This is a genomic window from Pseudooceanicola lipolyticus, assembly GCF_002786325.1.
In the GTDB taxonomy this organism is placed as follows: Bacteria; Pseudomonadota; Alphaproteobacteria; order Rhodobacterales; family Rhodobacteraceae; genus Pseudooceanicola_C; species Pseudooceanicola_C lipolyticus.
The window spans coordinates 1-24,923 of record NZ_PGTB01000052.1; the positions used below are offsets into that span (position 1 = coordinate 1).

General features: G+C 64.0%; 22 protein-coding genes, 1 tRNA gene and 1 pseudogene. 16 read left to right on the plus strand and 8 right to left on the minus strand.

The window, feature by feature from the left end; all coding sequences use genetic code 11:
• Positions 1 to 219, minus strand: a pseudogene (locus CVM52_RS13215) (RsmB/NOP family class I SAM-dependent RNA methyltransferase); the annotation flags it as partial.
• Positions 220 to 1,668 (minus strand): IMP dehydrogenase, encoded by a 1,449-nt coding sequence (gene guaB / locus CVM52_RS13220; protein WP_100162967.1) that lies wholly within the window; start codon positions 1,666 to 1,668, stop codon positions 220 to 222. It abuts the pseudogene before it with no gap.
• A gap of 203 nt (positions 1,669 to 1,871) precedes the next feature.
• Between guaB and CVM52_RS13225 the strand changes: the two genes are divergently transcribed.
• The 9 genes from CVM52_RS13225 to CVM52_RS13265 all read left to right on the plus strand — a co-directional run bounded on the left by CVM52_RS13225 (position 1,872) and on the right by CVM52_RS13265 (position 13,346).
• Entirely contained in the window at positions 1,872 to 3,905 is a 2,034-nt protein-coding gene (locus CVM52_RS13225; protein ID WP_100162968.1) for an ASKHA domain-containing protein, read from the plus strand.
• Positions 3,906 to 4,203: 298 nt separating this feature from the next.
• On the plus strand, positions 4,204 to 6,108 hold the full coding sequence (locus tag CVM52_RS13230) for an acyltransferase family protein (protein ID WP_100162969.1): 1,905 nt from the start codon (positions 4,204 to 4,206) through the stop codon (positions 6,106 to 6,108).
• 128 nt (positions 6,109 to 6,236) lie between these two features.
• Positions 6,237 to 7,070, plus strand: a complete 834-nt coding sequence (locus CVM52_RS13235; protein WP_100162970.1) for an arsenate reductase/protein-tyrosine-phosphatase family protein — start codon at positions 6,237 to 6,239, stop codon at positions 7,068 to 7,070.
• Positions 7,067 to 8,065, plus strand: coding sequence for an ArsJ-associated glyceraldehyde-3-phosphate dehydrogenase (locus CVM52_RS13240; RefSeq protein WP_100162971.1), 999 nt, complete (start codon positions 7,067 to 7,069; stop codon positions 8,063 to 8,065). Before CVM52_RS13235 ends, CVM52_RS13240 begins: the two co-directional genes overlap by 4 nt.
• Entirely contained in the window at positions 8,062 to 9,327 is a 1,266-nt protein-coding gene (gene arsJ, locus CVM52_RS13245) for an organoarsenical effux MFS transporter ArsJ (RefSeq protein ID WP_100162972.1), read from the plus strand. Before CVM52_RS13240 ends, arsJ begins: the two co-directional genes overlap by 4 nt.
• A gap of 92 nt (positions 9,328 to 9,419) precedes the next feature.
• On the plus strand, positions 9,420 to 9,758 hold the full coding sequence (locus tag CVM52_RS13250) for an ArsR/SmtB family transcription factor (RefSeq protein WP_100162973.1): 339 nt from the start codon (positions 9,420 to 9,422) through the stop codon (positions 9,756 to 9,758).
• Between the two features lie 51 nt (positions 9,759 to 9,809).
• The gene (locus CVM52_RS13255; RefSeq protein ID WP_100162974.1) at positions 9,810 to 11,204 is read left to right on the plus strand and encodes an FAD-dependent oxidoreductase; all 1,395 of its coding nucleotides are present in this window, start codon (positions 9,810 to 9,812) and stop codon (positions 11,202 to 11,204) included.
• Positions 11,201 to 12,385: an MFS transporter gene (locus tag CVM52_RS13260; RefSeq protein ID WP_100162975.1), complete on the plus strand. Its 1,185-nt coding sequence runs from the start codon at positions 11,201 to 11,203 to the stop codon at positions 12,383 to 12,385. Before CVM52_RS13255 ends, CVM52_RS13260 begins: the two co-directional genes overlap by 4 nt.
• A gap of 256 nt (positions 12,386 to 12,641) precedes the next feature.
• The gene (locus tag CVM52_RS13265) at positions 12,642 to 13,346 is read left to right on the plus strand and encodes a sulfotransferase family 2 domain-containing protein (protein ID WP_100162976.1); all 705 of its coding nucleotides are present in this window, start codon (positions 12,642 to 12,644) and stop codon (positions 13,344 to 13,346) included.
• A 62-nt stretch (positions 13,347 to 13,408) separates the two neighbouring features.
• Here CVM52_RS13265 and CVM52_RS13270 read toward each other — a convergent pair whose 3' ends face one another.
• From CVM52_RS13270 to CVM52_RS13285, 4 genes are all read right to left on the minus strand, one after another.
• Positions 13,409 to 14,830 carry a sensor histidine kinase gene (locus CVM52_RS13270; protein ID WP_100162977.1) on the minus strand — a complete coding sequence of 474 codons (1,422 nt, stop codon included), beginning with the start codon at positions 14,828 to 14,830 and terminating at the stop codon, positions 13,409 to 13,411.
• Positions 14,827 to 15,309, minus strand: coding sequence for a putative pterin-binding protein (locus CVM52_RS13275; protein ID WP_240620957.1), 483 nt, complete (start codon positions 15,307 to 15,309; stop codon positions 14,827 to 14,829). Before CVM52_RS13275 ends, CVM52_RS13270 begins: the two co-directional genes overlap by 4 nt.
• A 419-nt stretch (positions 15,310 to 15,728) precedes the next feature.
• Entirely contained in the window at positions 15,729 to 16,511 is a 783-nt protein-coding gene (locus tag CVM52_RS13280) for a 2-keto-4-pentenoate hydratase (protein ID WP_100162978.1), read from the minus strand.
• Positions 16,508 to 17,287, minus strand: a complete 780-nt coding sequence (locus tag CVM52_RS13285) for a hydroxypyruvate isomerase family protein (RefSeq protein WP_172720998.1) — start codon at positions 17,285 to 17,287, stop codon at positions 16,508 to 16,510. Before CVM52_RS13285 ends, CVM52_RS13280 begins: the two co-directional genes overlap by 4 nt.
• A 99-nt stretch (positions 17,288 to 17,386) precedes the next feature.
• Between CVM52_RS13285 and ilvD the strand changes: the two genes are divergently transcribed.
• Genes ilvD through CVM52_RS13315 form a run of 6 tightly spaced genes read left to right on the plus strand, consistent with a single transcriptional unit; the run spans position 17,387 to position 23,499 of the window.
• A complete protein-coding gene (gene ilvD, locus CVM52_RS13290) occupies positions 17,387 to 19,153 on the plus strand; it encodes a dihydroxy-acid dehydratase (protein ID WP_100162980.1) in 1,767 nt (588 codons plus the stop codon).
• The gene (locus CVM52_RS13295) at positions 19,150 to 20,037 is read left to right on the plus strand and encodes an NAD(P)-dependent oxidoreductase (RefSeq protein WP_172720999.1); all 888 of its coding nucleotides are present in this window, start codon (positions 19,150 to 19,152) and stop codon (positions 20,035 to 20,037) included. Before ilvD ends, CVM52_RS13295 begins: the two co-directional genes overlap by 4 nt.
• A 42-nt stretch (positions 20,038 to 20,079) precedes the next feature.
• The gene (locus CVM52_RS13300; RefSeq protein WP_100162982.1) at positions 20,080 to 21,126 is read left to right on the plus strand and encodes a TRAP transporter substrate-binding protein; all 1,047 of its coding nucleotides are present in this window, start codon (positions 20,080 to 20,082) and stop codon (positions 21,124 to 21,126) included.
• A complete protein-coding gene (locus CVM52_RS13305) occupies positions 21,123 to 21,692 on the plus strand; it encodes a TRAP transporter small permease (protein WP_100162983.1) in 570 nt (189 codons plus the stop codon). Before CVM52_RS13300 ends, CVM52_RS13305 begins: the two co-directional genes overlap by 4 nt.
• Entirely contained in the window at positions 21,692 to 22,993 is a 1,302-nt protein-coding gene (locus tag CVM52_RS13310; RefSeq protein WP_100162984.1) for a TRAP transporter large permease, read from the plus strand. The genes CVM52_RS13305 and CVM52_RS13310 overlap by 1 nt, the downstream gene beginning before the upstream one ends.
• 8 nt (positions 22,994 to 23,001) lie before the next feature.
• Positions 23,002 to 23,499 carry a MarR family winged helix-turn-helix transcriptional regulator gene (locus tag CVM52_RS13315; protein WP_100162985.1) on the plus strand — a complete coding sequence of 166 codons (498 nt, stop codon included), beginning with the start codon at positions 23,002 to 23,004 and terminating at the stop codon, positions 23,497 to 23,499.
• Between the two features lie 93 nt (positions 23,500 to 23,592).
• On the opposite strand, the gene CVM52_RS13320 is transcribed toward CVM52_RS13315, so the two are convergent.
• A tRNA-Val gene (locus tag CVM52_RS13320) sits at positions 23,593 to 23,668 on the minus strand.
• 52 nt (positions 23,669 to 23,720) lie between these two features.
• The gene (locus tag CVM52_RS13325) at positions 23,721 to 24,323 is read right to left on the minus strand and encodes a histidine phosphatase family protein (RefSeq protein WP_100162986.1); all 603 of its coding nucleotides are present in this window, start codon (positions 24,321 to 24,323) and stop codon (positions 23,721 to 23,723) included.
• 186 nt (positions 24,324 to 24,509) lie between these two features.
• Here CVM52_RS13325 and CVM52_RS13330 point away from each other — a divergent pair.
• On the plus strand, positions 24,510 to 24,923 hold a 414-nt coding region (locus CVM52_RS13330; protein WP_133119844.1), incomplete at its 3' end, for a hypothetical protein.

A 24,923-nucleotide genomic window follows, 5' to 3' on the forward strand; every position in this document is an offset into this window, starting at 1 on the left:
CAGCATCGCCGCGCGCCCGTCCGCACCGCCGCCAAGTGCGGCGAAGCTGCGGCGGCAGCGCAGCGCATCGAAGACATGGTCGCGCACGGCGGCGCGGTCTTTCGATCCGGCATAGCGGCTGGCCCGGGCCCATCCGGTCAGCACCTGTTCGGCCGCGTCACCGGCGAATATCCGGTCGAGACAGCCGATCGCCGCCTGAACCCGCGCGGCCGGGGTCATTTACATGATCCGGTAATTGGGGCTTTCGCGGGTGATCTGCACGTCATGCACGTGGCTTTCCTTCAGCCCGGCGCCGGTGATCTTCACGAACTGGCAATTCTTGCGCATCTCTTCGACATTGGCGCAGCCGGTATAGCCCATGGCGGCGCGCAGGCCGCCAACCAGCTGGTGCAGCACGGTGGCCGCCGCGCCCTTGTAAGCCACCTGCCCCTCGATCCCTTCCGGCACCAGCTTGTCACTGGCGGCATCCTTCTGGAAATAACGGTCGGCCGAGCCGCGCGCCATCGCGCCCAGACTTCCCATGCCACGATAGCTTTTGAAGCTACGACCTTGATACAGAATGACTTCTCCAGGAGATTCGTCGGTGCCGGCGATCATCGAACCGACCATGGCACAAGAGGCGCCCGCGGCGATCGCCTTGGCGAAATCGCCCGAGAACTTGATGCCGCCATCGGCGATCACCGGCACGTCGCCAGCAGCCGCGGCGCAATCCATGATCGCGGTCAGTTGCGGCACGCCGACGCCCGCGACCATCCGCGTGGTGCAGATCGAGCCCGGCCCGATCCCCACTTTCACCGCATCGGCCCCGGCGCCGATCAGCGCGCGGGTGGCCTCGGCCGTGGCGACATTGCCGGCCACGACCTGTACTTCGTTGGACAGCTTCTTGGCCCGCTCCACCGCCTTGGCCACACCTTCGGAATGGCCGTGAGCGGTGTCGATCACGATCATGTCGACACCGGCATCCACCAGCGCCTCGGCCCGTTCAAAGCCGGCATCGCCCACGGTCGAGGCCGCCGCCACCCGCAGCCGGCCCAGGTGATCCTTGCAGGCGGTCGGGTTCAGCACCGCCTGTTCGGTGTCCTTGAGCGTCAGCAGCCCGGTCAGCTTGCCCGCGGCATTGGTGACCAGCAGCTTTTCAATGCGCCGCGCCTTCATCAGCGAGATTGCCTCGTCGCGGTCGGCGGGTTCGTGCAGCACCGCCAGGTCCTTGCTGGTCATCATCACCCGCACCGGGGTTTTCTCGTCGCTGGCAAAGCGCATGTCGCGGTTGGTGACGATACCGACCACGCGGCCGCTCTCGTCCACCACCGGAAAGCCGGTGACGTTATACCGCTCGCGCAACGCCATCGCGTCGGCCAGTGTCTGGTCGGGTGTCAGGGTGATCGGGTTGTAGACGATGCCGCTTTCGAAGCGTTTGACGCGGCGAACCTCCTGCGCCTGGGCCTCGATATCCAGGTTGCGATGCACTACGCCCATGCCACCCGCCTGGGCCATGGCGATGGCCATGCGACCTTCGGTGACCGTGTCCATGGCGCTGGACAGCAGCGGAATGTTCATGGTGATGGCCCGGGTCACACGGGTGCGCACATCCGCCGTCGACGGCAGCACCGAGCTGGCCGCCGGAACCAGTAGAACATCGTCGAAGGTGAGCGCCTCACGAATCTGCATATCGAATCCCCATGCATCGTCCCGTTTGGCGCTTCCCTATTGCATGGTTTCGCTGGGGGGGAAAGGGGTGCCCACAATATCTTGTCGCCACACCCGAGGCACGGGGCGCGCAAACTGCCGCTTGGCGACCGGAAAAGGACGCAAATCCGCCATCGCGGCCGCGCCGATGCGTTAGTGTGGCGCGGCGACTCAAAGGCATCTGCATGACCACCGACCCCCTTGTAGTTTTCACCCCCTCGGGCAAGCGCGGCCGTTTTGCCGCCGGCACCCCGGTTCTGACCGCCGCGCGCCAGCTTGGCGTCGACCTGGACAGCGTCTGCGGCGGCCGCGGCATCTGTTCGCGCTGCCAGATCACGCCGTCCTATGGCGAATTCCCCAAACATGGCGTCACCGTGCGCGACGGCGCGCTGAGCGCCTGGAATACGGTGGAAGAGCGGTACAAATCCAAGCGCGGGCTGAAGGAGGGCCGGCGCCTGGGCTGTCAGGCGCAGATCCTGGGCGACGTGGTGATCGACGTGCCGCCGGAAAGCCAGGTGCACAAGCAGGTGGTGCGCAAACGCGCCGAGGCGCGCGAGATCGTGCTGAACCCGGCGATCACCCTGCATTACGTCGAGGTGGCCGAGCCCGACATGCACGACCCCTCGGGCGATGTGCAGCGGTTGCAGGCGGCGCTGGCGGCGCAATGGCAGATTGCCGCGGCGCAGGTCGATCTGGCGCTGCTGCCCCGGTTGCAGCCGATGCTGCGCAAGGGCGGCTGGAAGGTCACCTGCGCGCTGCATCACGGGGCGGCGGGCGTACCGACGGTGATCGAACTGTGGCCCGGCCTGCGCGACGAACCGGTCTATGGTCTGGCGGTCGATCTGGGCTCGACCACCATTGCCGCGCATCTCTGCGATCTGCGCAGTGGTGCGGTGGTGGCCTCGTCGGGGCTGATGAACCCGCAGATCCGCTTTGGCGAGGACCTGATGAGCCGGGTCAGCTATGCGATGATGAACCCGGGCGGCGCGGCCGAGATGACGGCGGCGGTGCGCGACGGGATGAACACGCTGTTTGCCCAGATCTGTGCCGAGGCCGGGATTGCCGCGACCGAGATCCTTGATGCGGTGTTTGTCTGCAACCCGGTGATGCACCATCTGTTCCTGGGCATCGACCCGTTCGAACTGGGCCAGGCGCCGTTTGCACTGGCGACCTCGGAGGCGCTGAACCTGACCGCGCGGGCGCTGGATCTGGACCTGCACCCGTCGGCGCGGGTCTATGTCCTGCCCTGCATCGCCGGCCATGTCGGCGCCGATGCCGCCGCCGTGGCCCTGTCGGAGGCGCCCGACAAGTCCGAAGACCTGGTTCTGATCGTCGATGTCGGCACCAATGCCGAGCTGCTGCTGGGCGACAAGTCGGGGGTGATGGCCTGTTCCTCGCCCACCGGACCGGCCTTTGAGGGCGCGCAGATCAGTGCCGGCCAGCGCGCCGCGCCGGGCGCCATCGAACGGGTCGAGATCGACCCGGTCAGCAAGGAGCCGCGCTTTCGCGTGATCGGTTGCGAGCTGTGGTCGGACGAGGACGGCTTTGCCGCCGCCACCGCCGCGACCGGCATCACCGGGATCTGCGGCTCGGGCATCATCGAGGCGATTGCCGAGATGCGGCTGGCCGGCATCGTCGACGGCCCCGGCCTGATCGGCTCGCCCGAGCAGACCGGCACCGCGCGCTGCTTTGCCGACGGGCGCACACATTCCTACATGCTGTATGACGGCAGCGCCTCCGGCGGGCCGGTGATCGCCATCACCAATCCCGACATTCGCGCCATCCAGATGGCCAAGGCGGCGCTGTATTCCGGTGCCCGCCTGCTGATGGACAAGCGCGGCGTCGATCACGTCGATCGCATCGTACTGGCCGGGGCCTTTGGTGCCCATATCAGCCCGAAACACGCCATGGTGCTGGGCATGATCCCCGACGCGCCGCTGGACAAGGTCACCTCGGCCGGCAACGCCGCCGGGACCGGAGCGCGGATCGCGCTGTTGAACACCGAGGCGCGGCGCCTGATCGAACAGACGGTGCGCGCGATCCACAAGGTAGAGACCGCCATCGAGCCGCGGTTCCAGGAGCATTTTGTCAACGCCTCGCATATCCCCAATTCGGTCGATCCCTTCCCGATCCTGCGCGGCGTCGCCGACCTGCCCGAGGTGACCTTCAACACCGGCGGCGACAGCGGTGGCCGTCGGCGTCGCGGACGGCGGGGGTAGAAACCGGCCTGTCGAACGCAGCGGTTGTCCGTTTCGAATGCCTGAAATCAGCGAAAAAGCGCGGCCGAACTTGCGGCGCCGCCGAGAGACATATCATTTCAATGTGTGTTTTTTAACGACAATGCCCGCTGCGGACGCAAACATTTATACGCGTCAGCAACAGAAGATGTGTAATTTCGCCCCTCCATATTGACAGATTCCAACGGTATATTGGAAACCGTGCTTAATTCAGCGCTTGTCGGTTCGCACCAGAACCGGCGCAGTTCCATTTCGACGATTTATTGTCCGGAGTTATTCTTTGAAGTACCGCGAGGAAATTGACGGCCTGCGTTCTGTTGCCGTTCTGCCCGTAATCCTGTTTCATGCCGGCGTCGAGTTCTTCAGCGGCGGATTTGTCGGGGTCGACGTATTTTTCGTGATCAGCGGCTTCCTTATCACCACCATCATCGCCGCCGAGCTGGAACGCGGCACGTTTTCGCTGCTGCGGTTCTATGAAAGGCGGGCGCGACGGATTCTTCCGGCGCTGTTTTTCATGATGGTATGTACCCTGCCCTTTGCCTGGCTGTGGATGCTGCCCGACCAATTGCGGGATTTTTCGCAAAGCCTGGTGGCGGTGATCACCTTTTCTTCAAATTTCCTGTTCTTCTTCGAAACCGGCTATTTCGCCGCCGATGCCGAATTGAAACCCCTGCTGCACACCTGGAGCCTTGCGGTCGAAGAACAATATTACCTGTTTTTCCCGTTGCTCTTGTGGCTGCTTTGGCGGTTCGGGCGGCGCCCGGCGATCTGGGTCGTTGCGGCGCTGGCGCTGGCCAGCCTGGCCGCCTGCGAATGGGGCTGGCGCCATTCGCCCGAGGCCAATTTCTTTCTCACCCCTTTCCGGGCCTGGGAATTGCTGGCCGGGTCGCTTTGCGCGCTGTATCTGGGCGAAGGCAAACCAAAGGGGCGCAACCTGCCGGCACTGCTAGGGCTGCTGCTGGTGGTGGTACCGATGGTGCTGTATGACGGGCAGACTCCGTTTCCCAGCCTGTTCACCCTGGCCCCGATCGCGGGCACCGCGCCGATCATCCTGTTCGCGGCGCGGCACACCCTGGTCGGGCGGCTGCTGTCGCTGCGGCCGCTGGTGGGGATCGGGTTGATCAGCTACAGCGCCTATCTCTGGCACCAGCCGGTCTTTGCCTTTGCGCGGCTGGCGAGCCCGCAGCGCCCGGACCATTGGGTGATGCTGGCGCTGGCGGGTCTGTCACTGGTGCTGGCCTATCTCAGCTGGCGCTTTGTCGAACAGCCGTTCCGCGGCCGCGGCGGCGGGGTTCTGCCGCGGCGCAGCGCGGTGTTCGGCGCCGCCTTTGCCGGCAGTCTGGCCTTTGCCGGGATCGGCGTGGTGGGCCATGTGCAAGACGGCTATCCGGCGCGCATGCCGGCCAGCTATTGGGATCAAAGCGCGCTGATGGACAAGCTGTTCGAAGAGCGTCTGGGGCTGATCCGCAACGACCTCTGCCATTACAGCGAATATACCAGCGAAGTGCGCCCGGAGACCTTCATGGCACGTTGGGATTGCGACGGTCGGGGGCGTCCGGGACTGGAAGCAACCCCGATCGCGATTTATGGCGACAGCCACGCGGCCGACCGTGCGGCGGCGTTCCGCGCCGCGGGCATCGACGTCATCCAGATCACCGGCGCCTCCTGCCCGCTTTGGCCACGCGCCTTTGCCGAGGCCGATTGCAACATCCTGCTGGAATTCTTTCACAGCGAGATGCGAGAACGCGGCATCCGCAATATCGTGATTTCGAACCGCTTTTCCCCCGGCGAAGACACTCCGGAGCGGTTGCAGGAACTCGCCGACTACTGGTCGGCGCGCTATGACCGGGTCTTCCTGTTCACACCGATGCCGGAATTTGCCGATTTTGCACTGACCTACAAGCGGTTCGGACCCGAGGCCGCGGCGCGGATCCGGCCTGATCTGGCCAAGCTGGACACCTTTCGCGACGCGGCGGCGCAGGTCGATTGGAAAAACGTGGAATTCGTCGACACCGTGGCGTTGTTCTGCGGCCGCATCGAAGAGTGCAACACGGTCACCACGGGTCCGATGTTGGTGGATTACGGCCATACCAGCCAACTGGGTGTGGCGCATTTCAGCCAGGGGCTGTCGGCGCTGATTGGCGAACTGTCCAGGCTGAATGAAAGCGGGCCGGCAGGGCTTTAGCCGCTTACGCAGGTTACACAGGTCTGCCCCGGTCCCGCCCCCGGCCGGGCTGATGCAGGGCATTGCCAAGCGGAACTGTCAAAAAACTTTCACTTGAAACACGCCCATATTTCATTAATCCATGAATTATGGAAACAGACGTTTCAAATCAACTGACCGCGCTTGGTCATCCGCAGCGGCTGGCGGTGTTCCGCCTGTTGGTTCGGCGGCATCCCGACCAGGTGCCCGCCGGTGAAATCGCCACCGCGCTGGGCATCAAGGCCAGCACGATGTCCACCTATCTGGCCGCGCTTCAACGCGCCGGACTGGTGGTGCAGGAACGCGCCGGCACGTCGCTGCTCTACGCGATCAACGTCACAAACGTGCAACAAATGTTCGGTTTCCTGTTTGTCGATTGCTGCCGTGGCCGCCCCGAGCTTTGCCTCCCTCTCATCACAGGATCTGACCCCATGTCTGACCGCAAATTCAACGTTCTATTCATCTGTACCGGGAATTCGGCGCGGTCGATTTTTGCCGAATCGATCCTGCGTGAAAGGGCGCAAGACCGGTTCAACGTCTATTCCGCCGGCACCCGGCCCTCTTCCGAGCTCAACCCCTTCGCGCTGAAGGTGCTGCAGGACAAGGGCCATGACATCTCGGTGCTGCGGTCGAAACATGTCTCGGAGTTTTCCGGTCCGGGCGCGCCGCGGCTCGATTTTGTCTTTACCGTCTGCAACCGCGCGGCAAACGAGGAATGCCCGGCCTGGGAGGGCCAGCCGGTCAGCGGACATTGGGGGATGCCGGACCCGGTCAAGGTCGAGGGCAGCGATGCCGAGAAAAGCCTGGCCTTTCAGCAGGCTTATGGCGCGCTGAAACGGCGGATCGAGGCGTTCAGCGCGCTGCCGGTGGACAGCCTGGACCGCATCGCCCTGCAATCCGCCATCGACGAGATTGGCCGCACCCCGCCGGAGGCGCTGGCATGACGACTTATGCAGTGAACGGCCTGGGCCGTATGGGAAAACTGGCGCTGAAGCCGCTGCTGGAACGCGGTGCGCGGATCGCCTGGATCAACGACGCGGTGGGCGATCCCGCGATGCAGGCGCATCTGCTGGAATTCGACTCGGTGCATGGCCGCTGGGACGCGGAATTTTCCCACGACGATCACAGCGTGACCATCAACGGCACCCGCCTGCCCTTCATCGGCACCAAGGACCTGAGCGCGCTGCCGCTGGACGGGGTCGATGTGGTGATCGACTGCACCGGCGCGTTCAAGACCGAAGCCAAGCTCGCCCCCTATTTCGAGGCCGGGGTGAAAAAGGTGGTGGTTTCCGCCCCGGTGAAGGACGGCAATGCCGCCAATATCGTTTTCGGCGTCAACGATGCGACCTACGACCCCGCAACGCAGCGGATCGTCACCGCCGCCTCCTGCACCACCAATTGCCTGGCACCGGTGGTGAAGGTGATCCACGAGACCTTCGGGATCAAGCACGGCTCGATGACCACGATTCATGACGTGACCAACACCCAGACCATCGTCGACCGCCCGGCCAAGGATCTGCGCCGCGCCCGTTCGGCGCTGACCTCGCTGATCCCGACCACCACCGGTTCGGCCACGGCGATCACGCTGATCTATCCCGAGTTGAAGGGCCGGCTGAACGGCCATGCGGTGCGGGTGCCGCTGCTGAACGCCTCGCTGACCGATTGCGTTTTCGAGGTCGAGCGCGCCACCACCGCCGAAGAGGTCAACACCGCCTTCGAAGCCGCCGCCGCCGGCCCGCTCAAGGGAATCCTGGGCTACGAGACCCGGCCGCTGGTCTCGGCCGATTACACCAATGATCCCCGCTCGGGCATCGTCGACGCGCCCTCGACCATGGTGATCAACGGCACCCAGGTGAAGGTCTATGCCTGGTACGACAACGAGATGGGCTATGCCCACCGGCTGGTCGACGTGGCACTGATGGTGGGTGCAACGCTGTGAGTGCGCGTCCGGAAGGCCTGTCGGCCTATATCGCGGTGACCGCCGCCTATTGGGCCTTCATGCTGACCGATGGTGCGCTGCGGATGCTGGTGCTGTTGCATTTCCACACGCTGGGCTTTTCGCCGGTGCAGCTGGCCTATCTGTTCATTCTCTATGAAATCGCCGGGATGGGCACCAACCTAGCCGCCGGCTGGATCGCCGCGCGGTTCGGGCTGACCTCGACGCTGTATGCCGGGCTGGGGGTGCAGGTGTTGGCCTTGCTGGCGCTGACCCAATTAGATCCGGGCTGGGCGATCGGCGCCTCGGTTGCGTTTGTGATGTGTGTGCAGGGCGCCAGCGGCGTTGCCAAGGATCTGGCCAAGATGTCGTCGAAATCCGCGGTCAAGCTGCTGGCCCCGACCGAGGACGGCGGGCTGTTTCGCTGGGTCGCGGTGTTGACCGGATCGAAAAACGCGGTGAAGGGGCTGGGCTTCCTGCTGGGCGCGGCCTTGCTGGCGACGCTGGGCTTTACCTGGGCGGTGCTGGCCATGGCCATCGTCCTGGCAGTCATCCTGGTGGCGGTGGCGTTGTTCATGCCCGCCGGCCTGCCCCGCGGCCGCAAGGGCGCGAAGTTTTCCGAGGTGTTTTCGAAATCGGCCAATGTGAACTGGCTGTCGGCGGCGCGGGTGTTTCTGTTTGGCGCCCGCGATGTCTGGTTTGTCGTCGGCATCCCGATCTATTTCTACGCGGTGCTGTCGGACGGGACCGAAGAAGGCAACCGGATGGCCTTTTTCCTGATCGGCAGCTTCATGGCGGTATGGGTCATCCTATACGGCGCGGTGCAGGCCAGCGCGCCGCGCATCCTGCGCGCCGCCAACCGGCCTGAGAGCGAGTTGATCGAGGCCGCGCGCGGCTGGGCGGGCGCACTGTTCGTGGTGCCCGCGGCTCTGACTGGCGCGGTTCTGCTGTCATCGGGGCCCGAAACCTGGCTGACGGTGACGCTGATTGCCGGGTTGCTGGTTTTCGGCGCGATCTTCGCGGTAAACTCCTCGCTGCATTCCTACCTGATCCTGGCCTTTACCAAGTCGGAACGGGTCACCATGGATGTGGGGTTCTACTACATGGCCAATGCCGGCGGGCGGCTGATCGGCACGCTGCTGTCGGGGCTGACCTATCAGCTGGGCGGTCTGCCGCTGGTGCTGGGAACGGCGGCGGTGATGGTGGCGCTGGCGGCACTGACCTCGGGCCGCCTGAGCGGCCAGAGCGATGCCGCGCTGGCCTGACGGTGCTGACCTGGTTTTGACTTCGGAGACCTTTTTCGAAAATCTTCGAAATAGATATTGACGCCGCCGCGCGCAGGCCCCATTCTATTTCCATGAACATCGAAATAGCAGCCCGCCAACTAGAGGCGCTCGGCAATCCGACCCGCCTTCTGATCTACCGGACCCTGGTGCGCGCCGGGTTTGGTGGCCTGTCCATGGGCCAGGTGCAGGACAGTGTCGGCCTTGCCGCCTCGACCCTGTCGCATCACATGAAGCGGCTGGTGGATCAGGGGCTGGTGCGTCAGGACCGATCGGGCACCAGCCTGATCTGTCACGCCGAATACCCGGCGATGGAGGCCCTGATCGGCTATCTCGCCGATGAATGCTGCGCGGACGAGACCGGCCCCGGCCGGTCCTGCGCGACGGAAGCAAAGGCCGCCCTGGCCGAGTGATTTTTTGCCCGGTATTTCCAAATTACCGGAAATATGGAAGGAATATAAAGCATGGATCGCAGTTCTTTTCCGGTGGCCGTCATTGGCGCCGGCCCGGTTGGCCTGTCGGCGGCTTCCCAATTGCTGGCGCGTGGCCTGGACCCGATTGTGTTCGAGCGTGGCGCATCCGTTGGCGCCGCAGTCGCCGACTGGGCGCATGTGCGGGTGTTCTCGCCCTGGGAATACAATGTCGACCCGGCGGCACGTGATCTGCTTGAGGCGGCAGGCTGGACGATGCCCGATCCCGAACATCTTCCCACCGGCGGCGAGCTGATTGCCGATTACCTCGCCCCGCTGGCCGCCCACCCGGCCATCGCGCCGACCCTGCGCCTGGGCACCGAGGTGATCGCGGTTGCCCGGGCGGGACATTCGAAACTGTCCAGCGCCGGCCGTGACGATGCCCCCTTCGTGCTGGTCTGGCGCGACGCCGAAGGGCAACGTCACCGGACATTGGCGCGCGCGGTGATCGACGCCTCGGGCACCTGGACCACCCCGAACCCGATCGGCACGGACGGGCTGCCGGTGGACGGCGAGATCGAGAATGCCGACCGCATCAGCTATGGCATTCCCGATGTGCGCGGCGCGGCGCGTGACGCCTATGAAGGCAAGCACAGCCTGGTGATCGGCGCCGGGCATTCCGCCATCAACACCGCGTTGGACCTGATCGACCTGCAGGAGGAATCCAGCGGGACGCGCCTGACCTGGGCCACCCGTTCGGGCGGGATCGCGCGGCTGCTGGGCGGCGGGCTGGGTGACGAGTTGCCCGGCCGGGGCCGGCTGGGCCTGCGCGCAGCCGAGGCGATCCGCTCGGGGCGGCTGAGCTTTCGGTCGCCCTTTGTGGTGCAGCGGATCGACCGGCAGGCCGACGGCCTGCGGGTCAGCGGCCTGGAAGATGGCCAGCCCGTCGTCTTCGATGTCGACCGTATCGTGGTGACCACCGGTTTCCGCCCCGACCTGTCGCCCCTGTCCGAGCTGCGCCTGTCGCTTGACCCGGTGGTCGAGGCGACGCCGGCGCTGGCGCCGCTGATCGACCCGAACCTGCATTCCTGCGGCACCGTGCGCCCGCATGGCGTGGTGGAACTGAGCCATCCCGAACGGGATTTCTACATCGTCGGCATGAAAAGCTATGGCCGCGCGCCGACCTTCCTGATGACCACCGGCTATGAGCAGGTGCGCTCGGTCGTGGCCGAACTTGCCGGCGATCCCACCGCGGCCCGCGAGGTGCGGTTGAAGCTGCCGGAAACCGGCGTCTGCAAGGTCAGCAGCGCGCCGGCGGAGGCAGGCTGCTGCGGCGGCGCCCCGGTCGCCGACAGCACGGCCTGCTGCGTCCAGGACGAAGTGGCCAAGGCGCAGGGGCAATCCGGCTGCGGCTGTGCCGACAAGAGCGCCGCCGAGTTGTCAGCATGAGCGGATTGGCCCGCCTGAAGACGGTTTCGGCGCTGGGCATCATCGAGATCTTCGCCTGGGGCAGCAGCTTTTACCTGATCGCGGTGCTGGCGCAGCCAATTGCCGCCGAAACCGGCTGGTCCGGTGCGGCGGTGTCGGCCGGAGTGTCGGTGGGGCTGTTGGTGTCGGGGCTGGCCGCAACCCTGACCGGGCGGCTGATCGAGGCGCGCGGCGGCCGCCCGGTGCTTGCCGGCGGCATGTGCCTGCTGGCGCTGGGGCTGGTCCTGCTGGGCCTGGCGCGGTCCCTCCCCGCCTATTACGCCGCCTGGGTGGTGTTGGGCCTGGGCATGGCGGGGGGCTTGTATGACGCCGCCTTTTCCGCGCTGGGGCGCATTTTCGGGCGTGATGCGCGCGCGGCCATCACCCAGCTGACACTGTGGGGCGGCTTTGCCAGCACGGTCTGCTGGCCGCTATCGGCCTGGCTGGTCGAGGTCGTCGGCTGGCGCAATGCCTGTTTCAGCTATGCCGCGCTGCATATGGTCGTGACCCTGCCGCTGGCCCTGTTCGGGCTGCCCCGCGCGGCGCGGCCGGCACCGGGAACCAAGGTGCATAGCCCGCTGCCACCGGCGGTGCCGGTGCTGGACCCGCGGTTTCTGTGCCTGGCCGGAGCCGGCATCCTGATGTCGACGCTGGCAACGATCTGGTCGGTGCATTTTGTCACCCTGCTGACCGCCACCGGCTATGGCATCGCCGCCGCCATCGGCATCGGCACGCTGATCGGCCCGTCGCAGGTGGGCGCGCGGGTTCTGGAAATGCTGGGACGCGGTCGGCATCATCCGATCTGGACCATGCTGGTGGCCACGACCGCGATCCTGATCGGCTTTGGCGGATTGCAATTCGGCCTTCCGGCGGCGGCGGTGATGATCGCCTATGGCGCCGGGAACGGCTTGTGGTCGATTGCGCGCGGGGCACTGCCGCTGTCGGTTTTCGGGTCCGATGGCTATGCCCGCACCATGGGCCGCCTAGCGACGCCAATGTTGCTGGCCTCGGCCGGCGCGCCCTCGGTCGGCGCCTGGCTGATCGACCGGCTGGGCGCCGCCGATACCCTGCGGATCCTGGCCGTGGCTTCACTGGTGCCGCTGGTGTTGGCCATCACGCTGTTCCGGATGTCGGCCCGGTCCCGCGCGCTGCCGCAGGTCTAGTTAGGTCGAGGCAGCCATCCCGTTTTCCGGGGGCGATGGCAGCGCCTGGCCCGGCATTTTGCAGGCCTTGCGCAGCCCGCCCGACCGGTGAATCCCGGCATACGCAGGAAACAATTCCACTTCGGCATTGACACGAGATTCCGGGTTCGGCGCGTTTCAGGCCGCTGCCGCCCGATTTCCGCTTGACCCGCCGCCAAACTGGACGCGACCGATCAAGTGGGTAATACAGCATCAGAGCAGTGAGGAAGGACCAGGCATGCCGATCGCTCGGGTGCGCAACAAGATCTTGCATTTTATCCACATTCCCAAGACCGGCGGCTCCTATGTGACCAGCTATCTCCGCGCGATCGGGCAAGTCGCGCTGCACAGCCGGACTCCGGTTTCCTGTGCCAACACGACGCCGCAGCATATGGACATCGCCACATCGAAAACCCTGCTGCCGCTGGGATTCGTCGACCACCGCTTTGCGGTGATCCGCGATCCGCTGGACCGGATTCTGAGCGAATTCCGCTATCGCTTCACCCGTGCGGCGCAACCGGAGCAAAGTGCAAACGGCCATAAACCCGAAAATGCGGTTCTGCTGGAACTGGATTGGGGGCAAACCTTTTTCGGCACTTTCGAGGAATGGGTCGACCTGGTTTTCGAAATGTATCAGGCCGACCCGACCGTCTGCGACAATCACATCAGACCGCAATCCGATTTTGTCGATGCGGAAACCAAGCTGTTCCGCTTTGAAAACGGTATCGATACGGTGCTCGACTGGATCGACAGCACCACGGGAACGCTGCGCCGGCCGTTTTGCATCGACCAGAACGAAAGCCAGCGGCTGCAGGTCAATATACCGAACCATACGCGGGATAAAATTATCGACTTCTACCGAAGAGATTATCGGATGATCAATCGGCTTGTCGAAGCAAACCCCGCCGTTGCCGCGCTGGGTGAGCAAAGGGTGGACGGATAAAAAAACCGGTCAGAAAGTCTGCCGGAGGTCCAAATACTTGAGAACTGAATTACTTTAAAAAATTATGCGTTCGCCGCCTTTAAAACTTTCTGCGGCTTTGTCTCGGAGCAGTTCTGCGGTTTTCGGCCCTTTTTCAGTTTGAACCAAAAGGTCGATCCGCGTCCCAGCACGCTTTCAAAACCGATTTGCCCGCCATGCATCTCGATCAGTTGTTTCGAAATGCTTAGGCCCAAACCACTGCTTTTGGTCGAGCCGCTTTCTCCGGGGCTGACCTGATGAAAGCGCGTGAAGATATTGGGGAATTCACTTTCGGGGATGCCCCTGCCGTGGTCCTGCACCTCGACCTTGATCCAGTCGCCGGTTTCCTCGGCCCGCACCCGGATCTTGTCACCCTTGCTGGTGAACTTGGCGGCGTTTGATAGCAGGTTGGTCAAGACCTGGGTGATGCGCCCTTGGTCGACCACCGCGAAGAGTTCGCGATCTTTCCGGTCAAATTCATACGCGACATCGAGGCGGCTGGCATAGGCTTGGCAATCCTCCACCGCGCTTTCGACCAGGGTGTTCAGATCCATCGCTTCCTTGTTCAGGTGGACCTTGCCCGCAAGAATGCTTTGGGCGTCCAGAATGTCATTGACCAGGGCCAGAAGACGCTCGCAATTGCGCTGGGCAATCTCGACGATCTTGAAGGCCTTTTCGTCCAAAGCATCGCGATAGGCCGCGCGAAGCAATTGAATTCCCCCAAGAATTGACGTCAATGGCGTGCGCAATTCATGGCTGACCGCGCTCATGAACTTGTCTTTCGCCTCCGACGCGGACTCGGCCTGCCGGGCCAGCATTTCCATATTCTTGGCGTTGGCGCGGCTTTCCTGCAGTTCCAGCCCCAGGAACGCAGTAAAGATTACCACCAACAGAAAGATCAGGAGCAGCAGATAGGCGATCTCGTGCGAGAGCGAGACCACGACCGTGCGGAAATCTGCCATCAGGCGCGCCTTAGACTGCGCCAGTTCAAGCGAGAAATCCCTCAGTTCCAGGTCATGCGCATTCAATTGGCCGATGACCGCGCGCGCCGCCTGGCTGCGCTCGGCCAGCGAGGCCTCGCTCGGTGGAAAGGCCAGGATTTCGGATTCCAGCTGTTCGAAGGTGGTTTTGAGCGCATGGATCGGTGCGTTGTCGACATTCAGTTCATCGGTCAATACCGACATTCGCCCGGACATGATAACGTCGATACGGCTCCAGGCGATATTGAAACGCAGTTCAACATCTGCAGGAGAAACTTCCCCGAAAGCATAGTTGTTAATGCTTTCCTTTAGTCGCAAGAATTCGAACTGCAGCTGAGACGTAATCCAAAGCGGATCGCTCTGCTCGGCCACGTTGACCGTTTTGACATGCTTGTTCAACGTCAGCAGAACTCCGGCGCAAAGCAAGGTTGCGCCGAAGAACGGAATGAGCAAGGCAGCCCGAATCTTGCGAGTGGGTATTCTCATTGAGTGGTGATGCTTTTCAGCTGCCAGACCAGCCGCCCGTTATAAAGGTCATCGCTCAATTCCGCATGGTCATCCATCGGGTAGATCACCCAGATCGGTCCCTTGTCGCGAATTGGCATTTTCTCACCATCTTTCAGAACGGCGAGGATTACGTCGTAATTAAACGCATCGGCGGCCGGAACCGTCACCGAGAAATCGTTCAGCGCCTGCATTTTCAATTCGGCATCGGGCCCGATGCCGTTTTGTTCCAGCACCATTTTCAGGCTCGGGCCGGAAAATGTGGACCGCGCGTCGATATAGTCGTTTTTTGTCTTGACCGTGGTTTGCGGCAGTTCGGTCAGCTGTTCGAAAGAATAGGTTTTCTGACCGTCGTCCGTTGCAACCGTGAGGATATCTTGCGCCTGCGCCGGCAGGGCGATGATGAACAACGCAAGTAAGGAATAACATACTTTTCTGGTCTTGCTCATGACATGTTTCATGATCTTCTCCTGATGCAGTGGACGGCCATCATTGCAACCTAGTGTGGCAGAATTCTGACCCATATAGAAGATATCGTGGCCAAATCGGCCTATTGAAACAAGATCATGAAGGAAGCGACGCGCCGGAGTGTGGACGAATCATTGCGCTGTTCACCGCCCTCGGCAACCCACTGAAGGAGCCGGTGAAATTCGGTTCGGCCCAGCTTTTGCCGCAACCTACGCTACGATTCGAACGGTTCTGTTGCGGCGGGTGACGCTTTCATGGCCGATTCGGATGTTGCAAAATTGCCACACTTGATGCCTGCGGCATGTGCATCCGGCGGTGCGCAAAGCACCCGAATGGTGGCCCGGGGCACCGCCCCGGACCGCCCCGCGACCCACTTTGCACAACTTTTCCGCGAAAAGCTTGCTTGTCGTATCTAGGTCAATGTCGCCTTGACCCCGCCCAGTCCGGACATCTGCACCTCGATCTGGCCGGTGCCATTGTGATACCAGATCGGGCTGTGCGTGCCGCAGAGCACGACCTGCCCGGCCGCCAGTGTCAGGCCGCGCTGGGACAGGTGGTTGACCAGCCAGGTCACCGCCTCGACCGGGTGCTGCGGCGCTGCGCCGGTTGCGTCGTGCTGTATCTCACCGTCCAGCGACAGTGTCATCCGGAGCGCGGCAAGGTCCAGCTGATCGGGCGCCACACCCGGCCCGCCGATCAAGGCGCCCACATTCGAGATGTTCTGCGCCACCGCATCGGGAAGGTGCATGTTGGGCATATCCGCATCGCGCATGTCCAGCAGTTCCATGGCGGGCACAAACCGCGCAATCGCCCGCTTCACGGTGTCCGCGTCACGGGGCGCATCCTGCGGCGCCAGGGTCGTGCCGATGATCGCGGCGATTTCGGGTTCGATGGCGAATTGGCGATAATCCGAAGCGGTCAGTTCGGCGGGGACGTCATGCCTTTGCCCTTCAAAGATACGCCCGCTGACCGGCTCGCTCATGCCGAACCGCGCCAGCAACGCCGCGGAATTGACCGCGATTTTCCAGCCTGCGACCGGGCCAAAGGCCGGATCCGTGACCAACTGTTCAGCGACGGCATCCTGCAACTGATAGGCGGCGCTCAGATCACGCGGCGGCGTGGTTGCATGCGCCGCGAAGGGCGCCGCGCTGCGCAAATCCTGCAGAATGAGTTCTCGGGTTGTCGTGTCGGTCATGCCAGTGCCTTTCTAAAGCTCTTCATCCATCCCAATCCCGCCGCCGTGTCTGCGGCGGGCCGGTATTCTGCCGATACGGCACCGGCATATCCGGTGTCGCGCAGCGCCTGCAGCGCGGCGGTAAAGTCGATCCCGCCGCTGCCGGGTTCATTGCGCCCCGGCGCGTCTGCAAATTGCACGTGCCCGATCCAGGGGGCCGCCCGGGCAATGGCGGTGCTCAGATCCGGTTCGGTAAGCGCCATATGATAGAAATCAAACTGCAGGAACAGGTTGGGATGATCCGCCTCGGCCAGAACCCCGGTCGCGGCCTCGAGGCCGGTCAAGAAAAAGCCGGGCACATCCATCGGGTTGACCGGCTCGACCATCACCTGCACGCCGATATCTGACATCACATCCGCCGTATGGCGCAGGTTGTCGATCAATGTTCGGCGGCAGGCCGCCGGGTCCGCCCCTGCGGTGGGACGGCCCGACAATACATTGACCTTGCGCACCGACAGGGCAGCCGCCTGCCCGGCACAAAGCTGGACGGCGGCGCGGTAATCTTCCTGCCGATCCGGCAAACAGGCCAGACCGACCTCGTCGCCGACCCCGCGTGGGACGTTGATCAGCACAACGGGCAACCCGGTGTCATCGATGGCGGTTCGCAGCGGATCGATATCATCCACCTCGGGAAACTGGATCTCGACCCCGTCAAAGCCTGCGTCGCGCGCAGCGGCAAGCCGATCCGCCAGCGGCAGCCCTGTAAAGAGCATCGAGATGTTAGAGATCAATTGCATGGCTGTGTTCCGTGAATTCAACATTGACAGGAAAGGAGATTCGCACTTTTCCTTCAACTATGAATATTATCAAATCCAACCTTCTCGGAAGGGAGTATCATGTCCGCTCCATCTGATCCGAAGCAACCGAACGCCAAGGCCGGCTCCGAAAACCTGCGCTCGCGCATCACCACCGATGGCATCGACCGCACGCCGCACCGCGCCTTCATGCGCGCCATGGGGCTGGATGACGCGGCAATCGCCAAGCCGATGATCGGGGTGGTCAGCCAGAAAGGCGAGGTCACGCCCTGCAACATGACGCATTACGACCAGGTCGAATATGCCAAGGAAGGCGTGTCGATGGCCGGCGGAACCCCGCGCGAGTTTACCACGATTTCGGTCTCGGACGGCGTGGGCATGAACCACGAGGGCATGAAATTCAGCCTGGTCAGCCGCGAGATTATCGCCGACAGCATCGAGGCGGTGATTCACGGCCATGCCTATGACGGCCTGATCGGCTATGGCGGCTGCGACAAGACCCTGCCGGGTGTGATCATGGGCATGGTCCGCTGCAACGTGCCCTCGGTCTTTGTCTATGGCGGCTCGGCCCTGCCGGGGCGGTTCAAGGGCCAGGATGTTTCGGTCTTGAACACTTACGAGGCGGTTGGCGCCGTGCAGGCGGGCACCATGACCGAGGATGAGCTGGCGCAGCTGGAAGAGGCCTGCAAGCCCACCATTGGCGCCTGCGCCGGGCAGTTCACCGCCAATACCATGGCGATGGTTTCCGAGGCGCTGGGCCTCACCGTGCCCAATTCCGCGATGATCCCGGGTGTCTATTCCAGCCGCCGCGGCGTCGGTCAGCGGGCCGGCGCGCTGGTCATGGATATCCTGGAACGCGGCGGCCCGCTGCCGCGCGAGATCGTCACCCGCAAGGCGCTGGAAAACGCCTGCGCGATTGTCGCCGCCACCGGCGGGTCGACCAACACCGCGCTGCATATCCCTGCCATCGCCCATGAGGCCGGGATCAGCTTTACCGCTGATGACGTGGCCGAGGTACTGCAGCGCACGCCCTTTATCGGCAACCTGCGCCCCGGCGGCAAATACCATGCCAAGGACGTCTACGAGATCGGCGGCGCCCATGTGGTGATCAAGGAACTGATCAAACATGGCTTTATGCATGGCGACACGCTGACCGTCACCGGCCGGACCCTGGCCGAAGAGGTCGCCGACGCCCCGGAGCCGGATGGCGAGGTGATCCGCACCGTGACCGAGGCGATCATGCCTTCGGGCGGGGTCGTGGTGCTAAAGGGCAACCTGTGTCCCGATGGCGCGCTGCTGAAGGTCGCCGGGCTGAAATCGCTGGTCTTCACCGGCACCGCACGGGTGTTCGAATCCGAGGATGAGGCGGTCGAGTCGGTCCATGCGCGCGACTACGAGGCCGGCCAGGTTCTGATCGTACGCAACGAAGGTCCGGTTGGCGGGCCGGGTATGCGCGAAATGCTGGGTCTCACCGCGCTGATCTATGGTCAGGGCATGGGCGAAAAGGTCGCCCTGCTGACCGATGGCCGGTTTTCCGGCGCGACCCGCGGCATGTGCATCGGCCATGCCGCGCCCGAGGCCGCCATCGGCGGCCCTCTGGGTCTGGTGCGCAATGGCGATACCATCACCATCGACGGCAAGGCCGCAACCATCACGCTGGATGTCTCCGAAGAGGAATTGGCACAACGCAAGGCCGACTGGACGGCCCCGCCGACGCTGCACCGGGGCGGTCTGCTGTCGAAATACGCGGCCACCGTCGGCCAGGCCAATGCTGGCGCGGTGACCCATGCCGGTAACGCGCAATGGCCGGATCAGAGTCGCGGCAAGATCAAGGGAGCACGGTCATGAGTGGGAAAACCGAACTGGGCTACATCGGCACCGGCCTGATGGGCGCGCCGATGGCAACCCGGCTGATCGACGCCGGCAATCCGGTCACCGTCTGGAACCGCACCGCCGAAAAGGCCGAACCACTGGTACAGCGCGGCGCGACACTAGGAGCGAGCGCTGCCGATGTCGCGGCGAAATCGGACATCGTGTTCATGTGCCTCACCGACACCGCCGCCGTGCGCGAGGCGGTCTTTGGCGAAACCGGGATCGCCAAGGGCGCGCGCAAGGGCTCGGTCCTGGTCGATTTTTCCTCGATCCAGCCCGAGGCGACGCGCGACATGGCCGCCCGGCTGAAGGACGAGGCCGGCATGGAGTGGATCGACGCACCGGTGTCGGGCGGCGTTCCGGGTGCCGAGATGGGCACGCTGGCGATCATGGCGGGCGGGGACGCGGCCAGTTTCGACCGTGTGACACCTTTCGTGCTGCAGATGGCGGCCCGCTTCACCCTGATGGGGCCGATCGGCGCCGGTCAGACCACCAAGCTGTGCAACCAGGTGATTGTCGGTTGCACCATGGCGGTGCTGGCCGAGGCGGCGCGGCTGGCCACCAATGCCGGTGTCGATGCCCAACGTCTGCCCGAGGCGCTGGCCGGCGGCTTTGCCGACAGCAAGCCGCTTCAGCTGTTCGTGCCGCGCATGGTCAACGCCCAGCACGAGCCGCCGCTGGGCCATGTCTATACCATGCTGAAGGATCTGGATTCGGTCTGCGACCTGGCCCGGTCCTGCACCTCGCCGGTGCCCTTTACCGCCATGGCCGCGGAACAATTCAGGCTGCTGACCGTGCGCGGCGGCGCCACCGCCGACGCGCTGGAGATCTTCAAACTCAGCGCGCCGACAGACTTGTAAAACCACAACAATAACAACGCCAACCAACAAGGAGTACCCAAGATGAAGCACTGGAAAACCCTGACCCTCTCCACCGCGATCAGCGTGCTGGGCCTTCCCGCCCTGGCCCAAGAGGTCACCACTCTGCGGCTGGGAAACTGGCTGCCGCCGCATCACCTGATCGTCAGCAAGATCCTCAAGCCCTGGGCCGCTGCGATCGAGGATGAAACCGGTGGATCGCTGCAATTCGAGATCATGACCTCGGCGCTCGGGCCGCCGCCGGCACAGTTCGACCTGCTGCTCGACCAATCCTTCGATGTCGGCTATGGCGTCAGCGGCCACAATCCCGGCCGCTTCTCGATGACCCAGGTGATCGACCTGCCCTTCATGTCACCCGATCCCTGGGCCGGTTCTGCCGCGTCATGGCTGACCTATCAGAAATTCGGCGCCGAATATGGTGAACACGAAGGCGCACATGTGGTTGGCCTGTTCACCCATTCCAACCCCAATATCAACATGGCCGGCGGGCGCGTCGAAACACTGGCCGATCTCGAAGGCAAGACCATCCGCGTCGGTGGCAACGTCACCGGGCGCATGATGGCCGAACTGGGCGCATCGCCGGTGCAGCTGCCGCCGACCGAGGCGCAGACCGCGATGTCGCGCGGCGTCGCCGATGGCATCACCTTCCCCTCGGAATCCATCGCCTTCTTCGGCATCACGCCAGCCATCACCTCGGTGACCCGGATTCCGGGCGGCCTGTACACCGACACCTTCTGGGTTGCCTTCAACGAGGATAGCTGGAATTCGCTGACGGATGACCAGCGCGCCGCGGTGGAAAAACATTCGGGCATGGCCATCGCCATGCTGGCCGGCTTTGCCTGGACCAGCGACGATATCACCGGTGAACAAGCCCTGCGCGACAACGGCGCGGAATTCCTCACCCTGTCGGACGAGGATCTGGCCACCATCCGCGACCGCCTGAAGCCGCTGGAAACCGAATGGATCGAACAGGCCAATGCCAAGGGCTTCGACGGTGAAGAGATCCTGAGCTATGCCCGCGAGATGGTGCAGAACTACCTGACCGACAAGTCCGGGTTCACCCAGAAATGACAGGCAAGGACACCGGAAAGCCGGGCGCAGACCCGGCCCCGGACCATCCTCGCAAACCTGCCCTGATCTCGGCGTTCGACAGCCTGTGCCTTGGTTTGGCCTGGCTGTCGGGCCTGATCGCGGCCTGCGTCATGACGGTGACCTTTGTCGGCGTCGTCATGCGCTACGTGTTCCGCAACCCCTTGATGGGCGGGTTCGAGATGATCGAAATCGGCATGGGCCTGATCGTGTTCACGGCGCTGCCCTGGATGGTCCGCAACCGCGGCAATATCCGGGTCACGATCCTGTCTGACCGCTTCCCGCCAGGACTGGGCCGGGTGGCAGATTTCATCGGCCAGATCCTGGGCGCGGCGCTGATGGCCTTTGTCGCCTGGCGGGTCTGGCTGCAGGGCGATCGGTTGCTGACCTACAACGAGGTTACAATGGAATTACGGGTTCCCAAGGGACTCATCGCCCAGGGCATGTCGGTGATGCTGATCATCACCGCCCTGGCATTCGTGATTTGCGCGTTCGAAGTCTCGCGCCGCCGCCGGCCGGGCGCGGGCGCAGAAACGGGTGCGCTGTAATGGGGGTCTGGGAAACCGCGGCACTCAGCTTTGCCATCATCTTCGCGCTGATGATCGTCGGGATACCGATCGCGCTGGCCATGCTCCTGGTCGGTCTGATCGGCATCGCGCTGACGATCTCGGAAGGCGCGGCCATGGGCATGATCGGTCAGCTTCCGATCAACACCACCATGTCCTACGAACTTTCGGTGCTGCCGATGTTCATCCTGATGGGCGTGTTTGTGACCCGTGCGCGCATGTCGGAAGACCTGTACCGCCTCAGCCACGGCTTTATCGGCCATATGCGCGGCGGCCTGGCGGCGGCGACGATCCTGGCCTGCGGCGGCTTTTCCGCGCTCAGCGGGTCGTCGATCGCCACCGCCGCGACCATGGCCAAGGTCGCCATTCCCGAAATGCGGCGCTATGGCTATGCCGATGGCTTCGCGGCGGCCACGGTGGCGGCCGGCGGCACCCTGGGCATCCTGATCCCGCCCTCGGTGATCCTGGTGCTTTACGGCATCACCACCGGCACCGATATCGGCGCGCTGTTCATCGCCGGGATCCTGCCCGGACTTCTGGCCATCGTGCTTTATATCATCGCCATCCGCATCACCTCGCAGATCGACCCGACCTGTGCCCCGGCGGCGCCGCGGGCCGATTGGGCCGAGCGGCTGGGCAACCTGCGCAGCGTCGGCCCGATCCTGATGCTGTTCGTCGCGATCATCGGCGGGCTGTACCTGGGGGTGATCACCCCGACCGAGGCCGGCGGCGTCGGGGCGACCGGCGCGCTGATCTTCGCGATCTGGCGCCGCACGATGAGCCCACGCAGCTTTATCGAGTCGCTGATCGAAACCGTCACCACCACCGCCAGCCTGTTCCTGGTGCTGATCGGCGCGCTGGTGTTTTCGAATTACATGAACCTGCTGGGCCTGCCGGTGGCGCTGTCGACGCTGATCCAGGATCTCGGGCTTGGCCCCACGGCGGTGATCTTCGTGGTGCTGATGATCTACCTGGTGCTGGGCATGTTCATGGAAAGCCTGTCGATGATCCTGCTGACGATCCCGATTTTCTTTCCCATCGTGTCCGATCTGGGGTTCGACCCGGTCTGGTTCGGCATTTTCGCGGTGATGGTGACCGAACTGTCGATGATCACCCCGCCGGTGGGTCTGAACCTGTTCGTGATCACCTCGACCAACTCGGATCTGCCGGCCGGTGCGGTCTATCGCGGGGTGATCCCCTTCGTGATCGCCGACATCCTGCGCATCGCCATCATAATCGCCATCCCGGCGATCGTGACCGTGCTGCCCACCCTGGCGCAATAGGTCTGCCGATGCGAGAACCGGCCTATCCCTCGATGCCGCTGGACGATCAGAGCCCGCCCGATTTCGACAAGCTGGACCACGGCATTCTCAGCGATTTTGTCGGGCTGTATCTGCGCGTCGCTTACGAGGCGGCCTATGGCGACTTCAAGAAACGGCTGGGCGACGAGGCGCTGAAGCCCGGCTATTTCACCATCCTCACGCTGATCGTCTATAATCCGCGCATCACCCAGACCCAGATCGGGATGGCCTCGGCGCGGGACAAGACCAATGTGACGTCAAGCCTGCGGTGGATGGAGGATCACGGCCTGATCCGCCGCCACCTGTCCAGCCGCGACCGGCGCACGCATATGTGTGTCGCCACCCAGGCCGGGATCGAAATGCAGGCGCGGATGGAGGAAAAGACCAAGGCGCATCTGGCGGCGCTGAACGGCGCCATCGGGCCCGAGCGGCTGGCCGAGTTCGTCCAGACGCTCAAGGACCTGATCCGGAAACTGTCTGACGACTAACCGACCACTGGCCCGGATGTCACAGATCCCCAAGCCGCAGTACGGGGCATGTCGGGATTCCGCCTGCCTCTGCCGGTTTGAATGGGGAGGATATGGTGGGTGATGAGAGACTCGAACTCCCGACATCTTCGGTGTAAACGAAGCGCTCTACCAACTGAGCTAATCACCCGCGCCGCGCGGGTTTAGCCAAGCTTGGCGGCGCTTGCAAGAGCCGCGTGGCATCAGGGCAGATCCAGTTCCTCGACCCCCTGCAGCGACAGCCGCTGATAGACCCCCGGCGCGACGCGATAGACGATCCCCTGCCCGCCTTCCAGCGCGGCAAAGGCGCTGACCGGCAGACCCAGCGCCAGGCAGCGGATCAGCCGGCTGGTCACGCCGTGGGTGACGATCACCGCGGGGCCGGCAAGCGTGGCAAGGAAGGGCCGCAGCCGGTCGGCGACCGCCTGCGGTGTCTCGCCGCCCGGGGCATGACCGTAATAGGCCAGCGGCGGGCTGTCGGGGCTGAAATATTCCGGTGCCTCGGCGGCGATCTCGTCGCGCGTGCGCCCCGACCAATCGCCCATGCCGATTTCGCGCAACCGCTCATCGGGTGTGACCGGGCCGTCACCGCTGGCCAGCCGCGCGGTTTCCCGCGCCCGGCCCTGCGGCGAGCAGTACCAGTTGTGGGAGGTGACCCCGACGCGGCGCAGCACCCTGCCCTGATCGCGCGCGTGCTGGCGGCCCGCATCGGTCAGCGGGCTGTCCAGCGCACCCTGCATCCGTCCCTGGCGATTCCATTCCGTCTCGCCATGACGAAGGATCAGGAGTTCGGGGAAATCCGGCATGGGCGGGTCCTGTGACAGCGGCAGATGCCGGCCGCTCTTAGGGCAAGCGGGCGCCGTCGCGCAAGGGCCGTGCCGCCGCATATGTCTGACCGGCGCGGGCAAATTCCCGCCACGTCGCCGCGTTGCCCTATCCTTGCCATGATTGGCGCGCAGAACCGGGCCCGAAGGCAAAAGACCGAGCGAGACATGGAAGACGCGACACTTACGACCCAGGCCGCCCTGCTCTATCCCGCCACGCCGGACCTGACGTTTGATGAGCTGCTGACCGAGATCAACACCTTTTTGACCCGGCGGGGCGAACAGGCGCTGGAACGCAGCGAGATGTCCTCGCAGCATTTCGTGCTGTTCAGCAATCCGCGGTTGCATGTCAGCATCGCGCTGCATGCGACACCGCTGGGTGCGCGCGGGCTGGACCAGGCGCTTGCCGCGGCGGTGACGCGCGCCAAGGGCGAGGATTTCGACCGTCTTGCCGCAGACAGCCCGGCGCATCTGCGCATCGCCGTGGGCGACGGCCCGCATCCGATGCCGATCGAGCGGCCCGATGCGGTGCAGGTCCGCACCAAGCTGCGGCTGCTGCAGGAGGTGCTGCGCCTGGTGACG

What these genes read in the sequence shown, in the direction of transcription:
- guaB (WP_100162967.1), bottom strand. Translation starts at nt 1,668, where the DNA reads ATGCAGATTCGTGAGGCGCTCACCTTCGACGATGTTCTACTGGTTCCG.
- CVM52_RS13225 (WP_100162968.1), top strand. Translation starts at nt 1,872, where the DNA reads ATGACCACCGACCCCCTTGTAGTTTTCACCCCCTCGGGCAAGCGCGGC.
- CVM52_RS13235 (WP_100162970.1), top strand. Translation starts at nt 6,237, where the DNA reads ATGGAAACAGACGTTTCAAATCAACTGACCGCGCTTGGTCATCCGCAG.
- CVM52_RS13240 (WP_100162971.1), top strand. Translation starts at nt 7,067, where the DNA reads ATGACGACTTATGCAGTGAACGGCCTGGGCCGTATGGGAAAACTGGCG.
- CVM52_RS13250 (WP_100162973.1), top strand. Translation starts at nt 9,420, where the DNA reads ATGAACATCGAAATAGCAGCCCGCCAACTAGAGGCGCTCGGCAATCCG.
- CVM52_RS13255 (WP_100162974.1), top strand. Translation starts at nt 9,810, where the DNA reads ATGGATCGCAGTTCTTTTCCGGTGGCCGTCATTGGCGCCGGCCCGGTT.
- CVM52_RS13260 (WP_100162975.1), top strand. Translation starts at nt 11,201, where the DNA reads ATGAGCGGATTGGCCCGCCTGAAGACGGTTTCGGCGCTGGGCATCATC.
- CVM52_RS13265 (WP_100162976.1), top strand. Translation starts at nt 12,642, where the DNA reads ATGCCGATCGCTCGGGTGCGCAACAAGATCTTGCATTTTATCCACATT.
- CVM52_RS13270 (WP_100162977.1), bottom strand. Translation starts at nt 14,830, where the DNA reads ATGAGAATACCCACTCGCAAGATTCGGGCTGCCTTGCTCATTCCGTTC.
- CVM52_RS13275 (WP_240620957.1), bottom strand. Translation starts at nt 15,309, where the DNA reads ATGAAACATGTCATGAGCAAGACCAGAAAAGTATGTTATTCCTTACTT.
- CVM52_RS13280 (WP_100162978.1), bottom strand. Translation starts at nt 16,511, where the DNA reads ATGACCGACACGACAACCCGAGAACTCATTCTGCAGGATTTGCGCAGC.
- CVM52_RS13285 (WP_172720998.1), bottom strand. Translation starts at nt 17,287, where the DNA reads ATGCAATTGATCTCTAACATCTCGATGCTCTTTACAGGGCTGCCGCTG.
- ilvD (WP_100162980.1), top strand. Translation starts at nt 17,387, where the DNA reads ATGTCCGCTCCATCTGATCCGAAGCAACCGAACGCCAAGGCCGGCTCC.
- CVM52_RS13295 (WP_172720999.1), top strand. Translation starts at nt 19,150, where the DNA reads ATGAGTGGGAAAACCGAACTGGGCTACATCGGCACCGGCCTGATGGGC.
- CVM52_RS13300 (WP_100162982.1), top strand. Translation starts at nt 20,080, where the DNA reads ATGAAGCACTGGAAAACCCTGACCCTCTCCACCGCGATCAGCGTGCTG.
- CVM52_RS13305 (WP_100162983.1), top strand. Translation starts at nt 21,123, where the DNA reads ATGACAGGCAAGGACACCGGAAAGCCGGGCGCAGACCCGGCCCCGGAC.
- CVM52_RS13310 (WP_100162984.1), top strand. Translation starts at nt 21,692, where the DNA reads ATGGGGGTCTGGGAAACCGCGGCACTCAGCTTTGCCATCATCTTCGCG.
- CVM52_RS13315 (WP_100162985.1), top strand. Translation starts at nt 23,002, where the DNA reads ATGCGAGAACCGGCCTATCCCTCGATGCCGCTGGACGATCAGAGCCCG.
- CVM52_RS13325 (WP_100162986.1), bottom strand. Translation starts at nt 24,323, where the DNA reads ATGCCGGATTTCCCCGAACTCCTGATCCTTCGTCATGGCGAGACGGAA.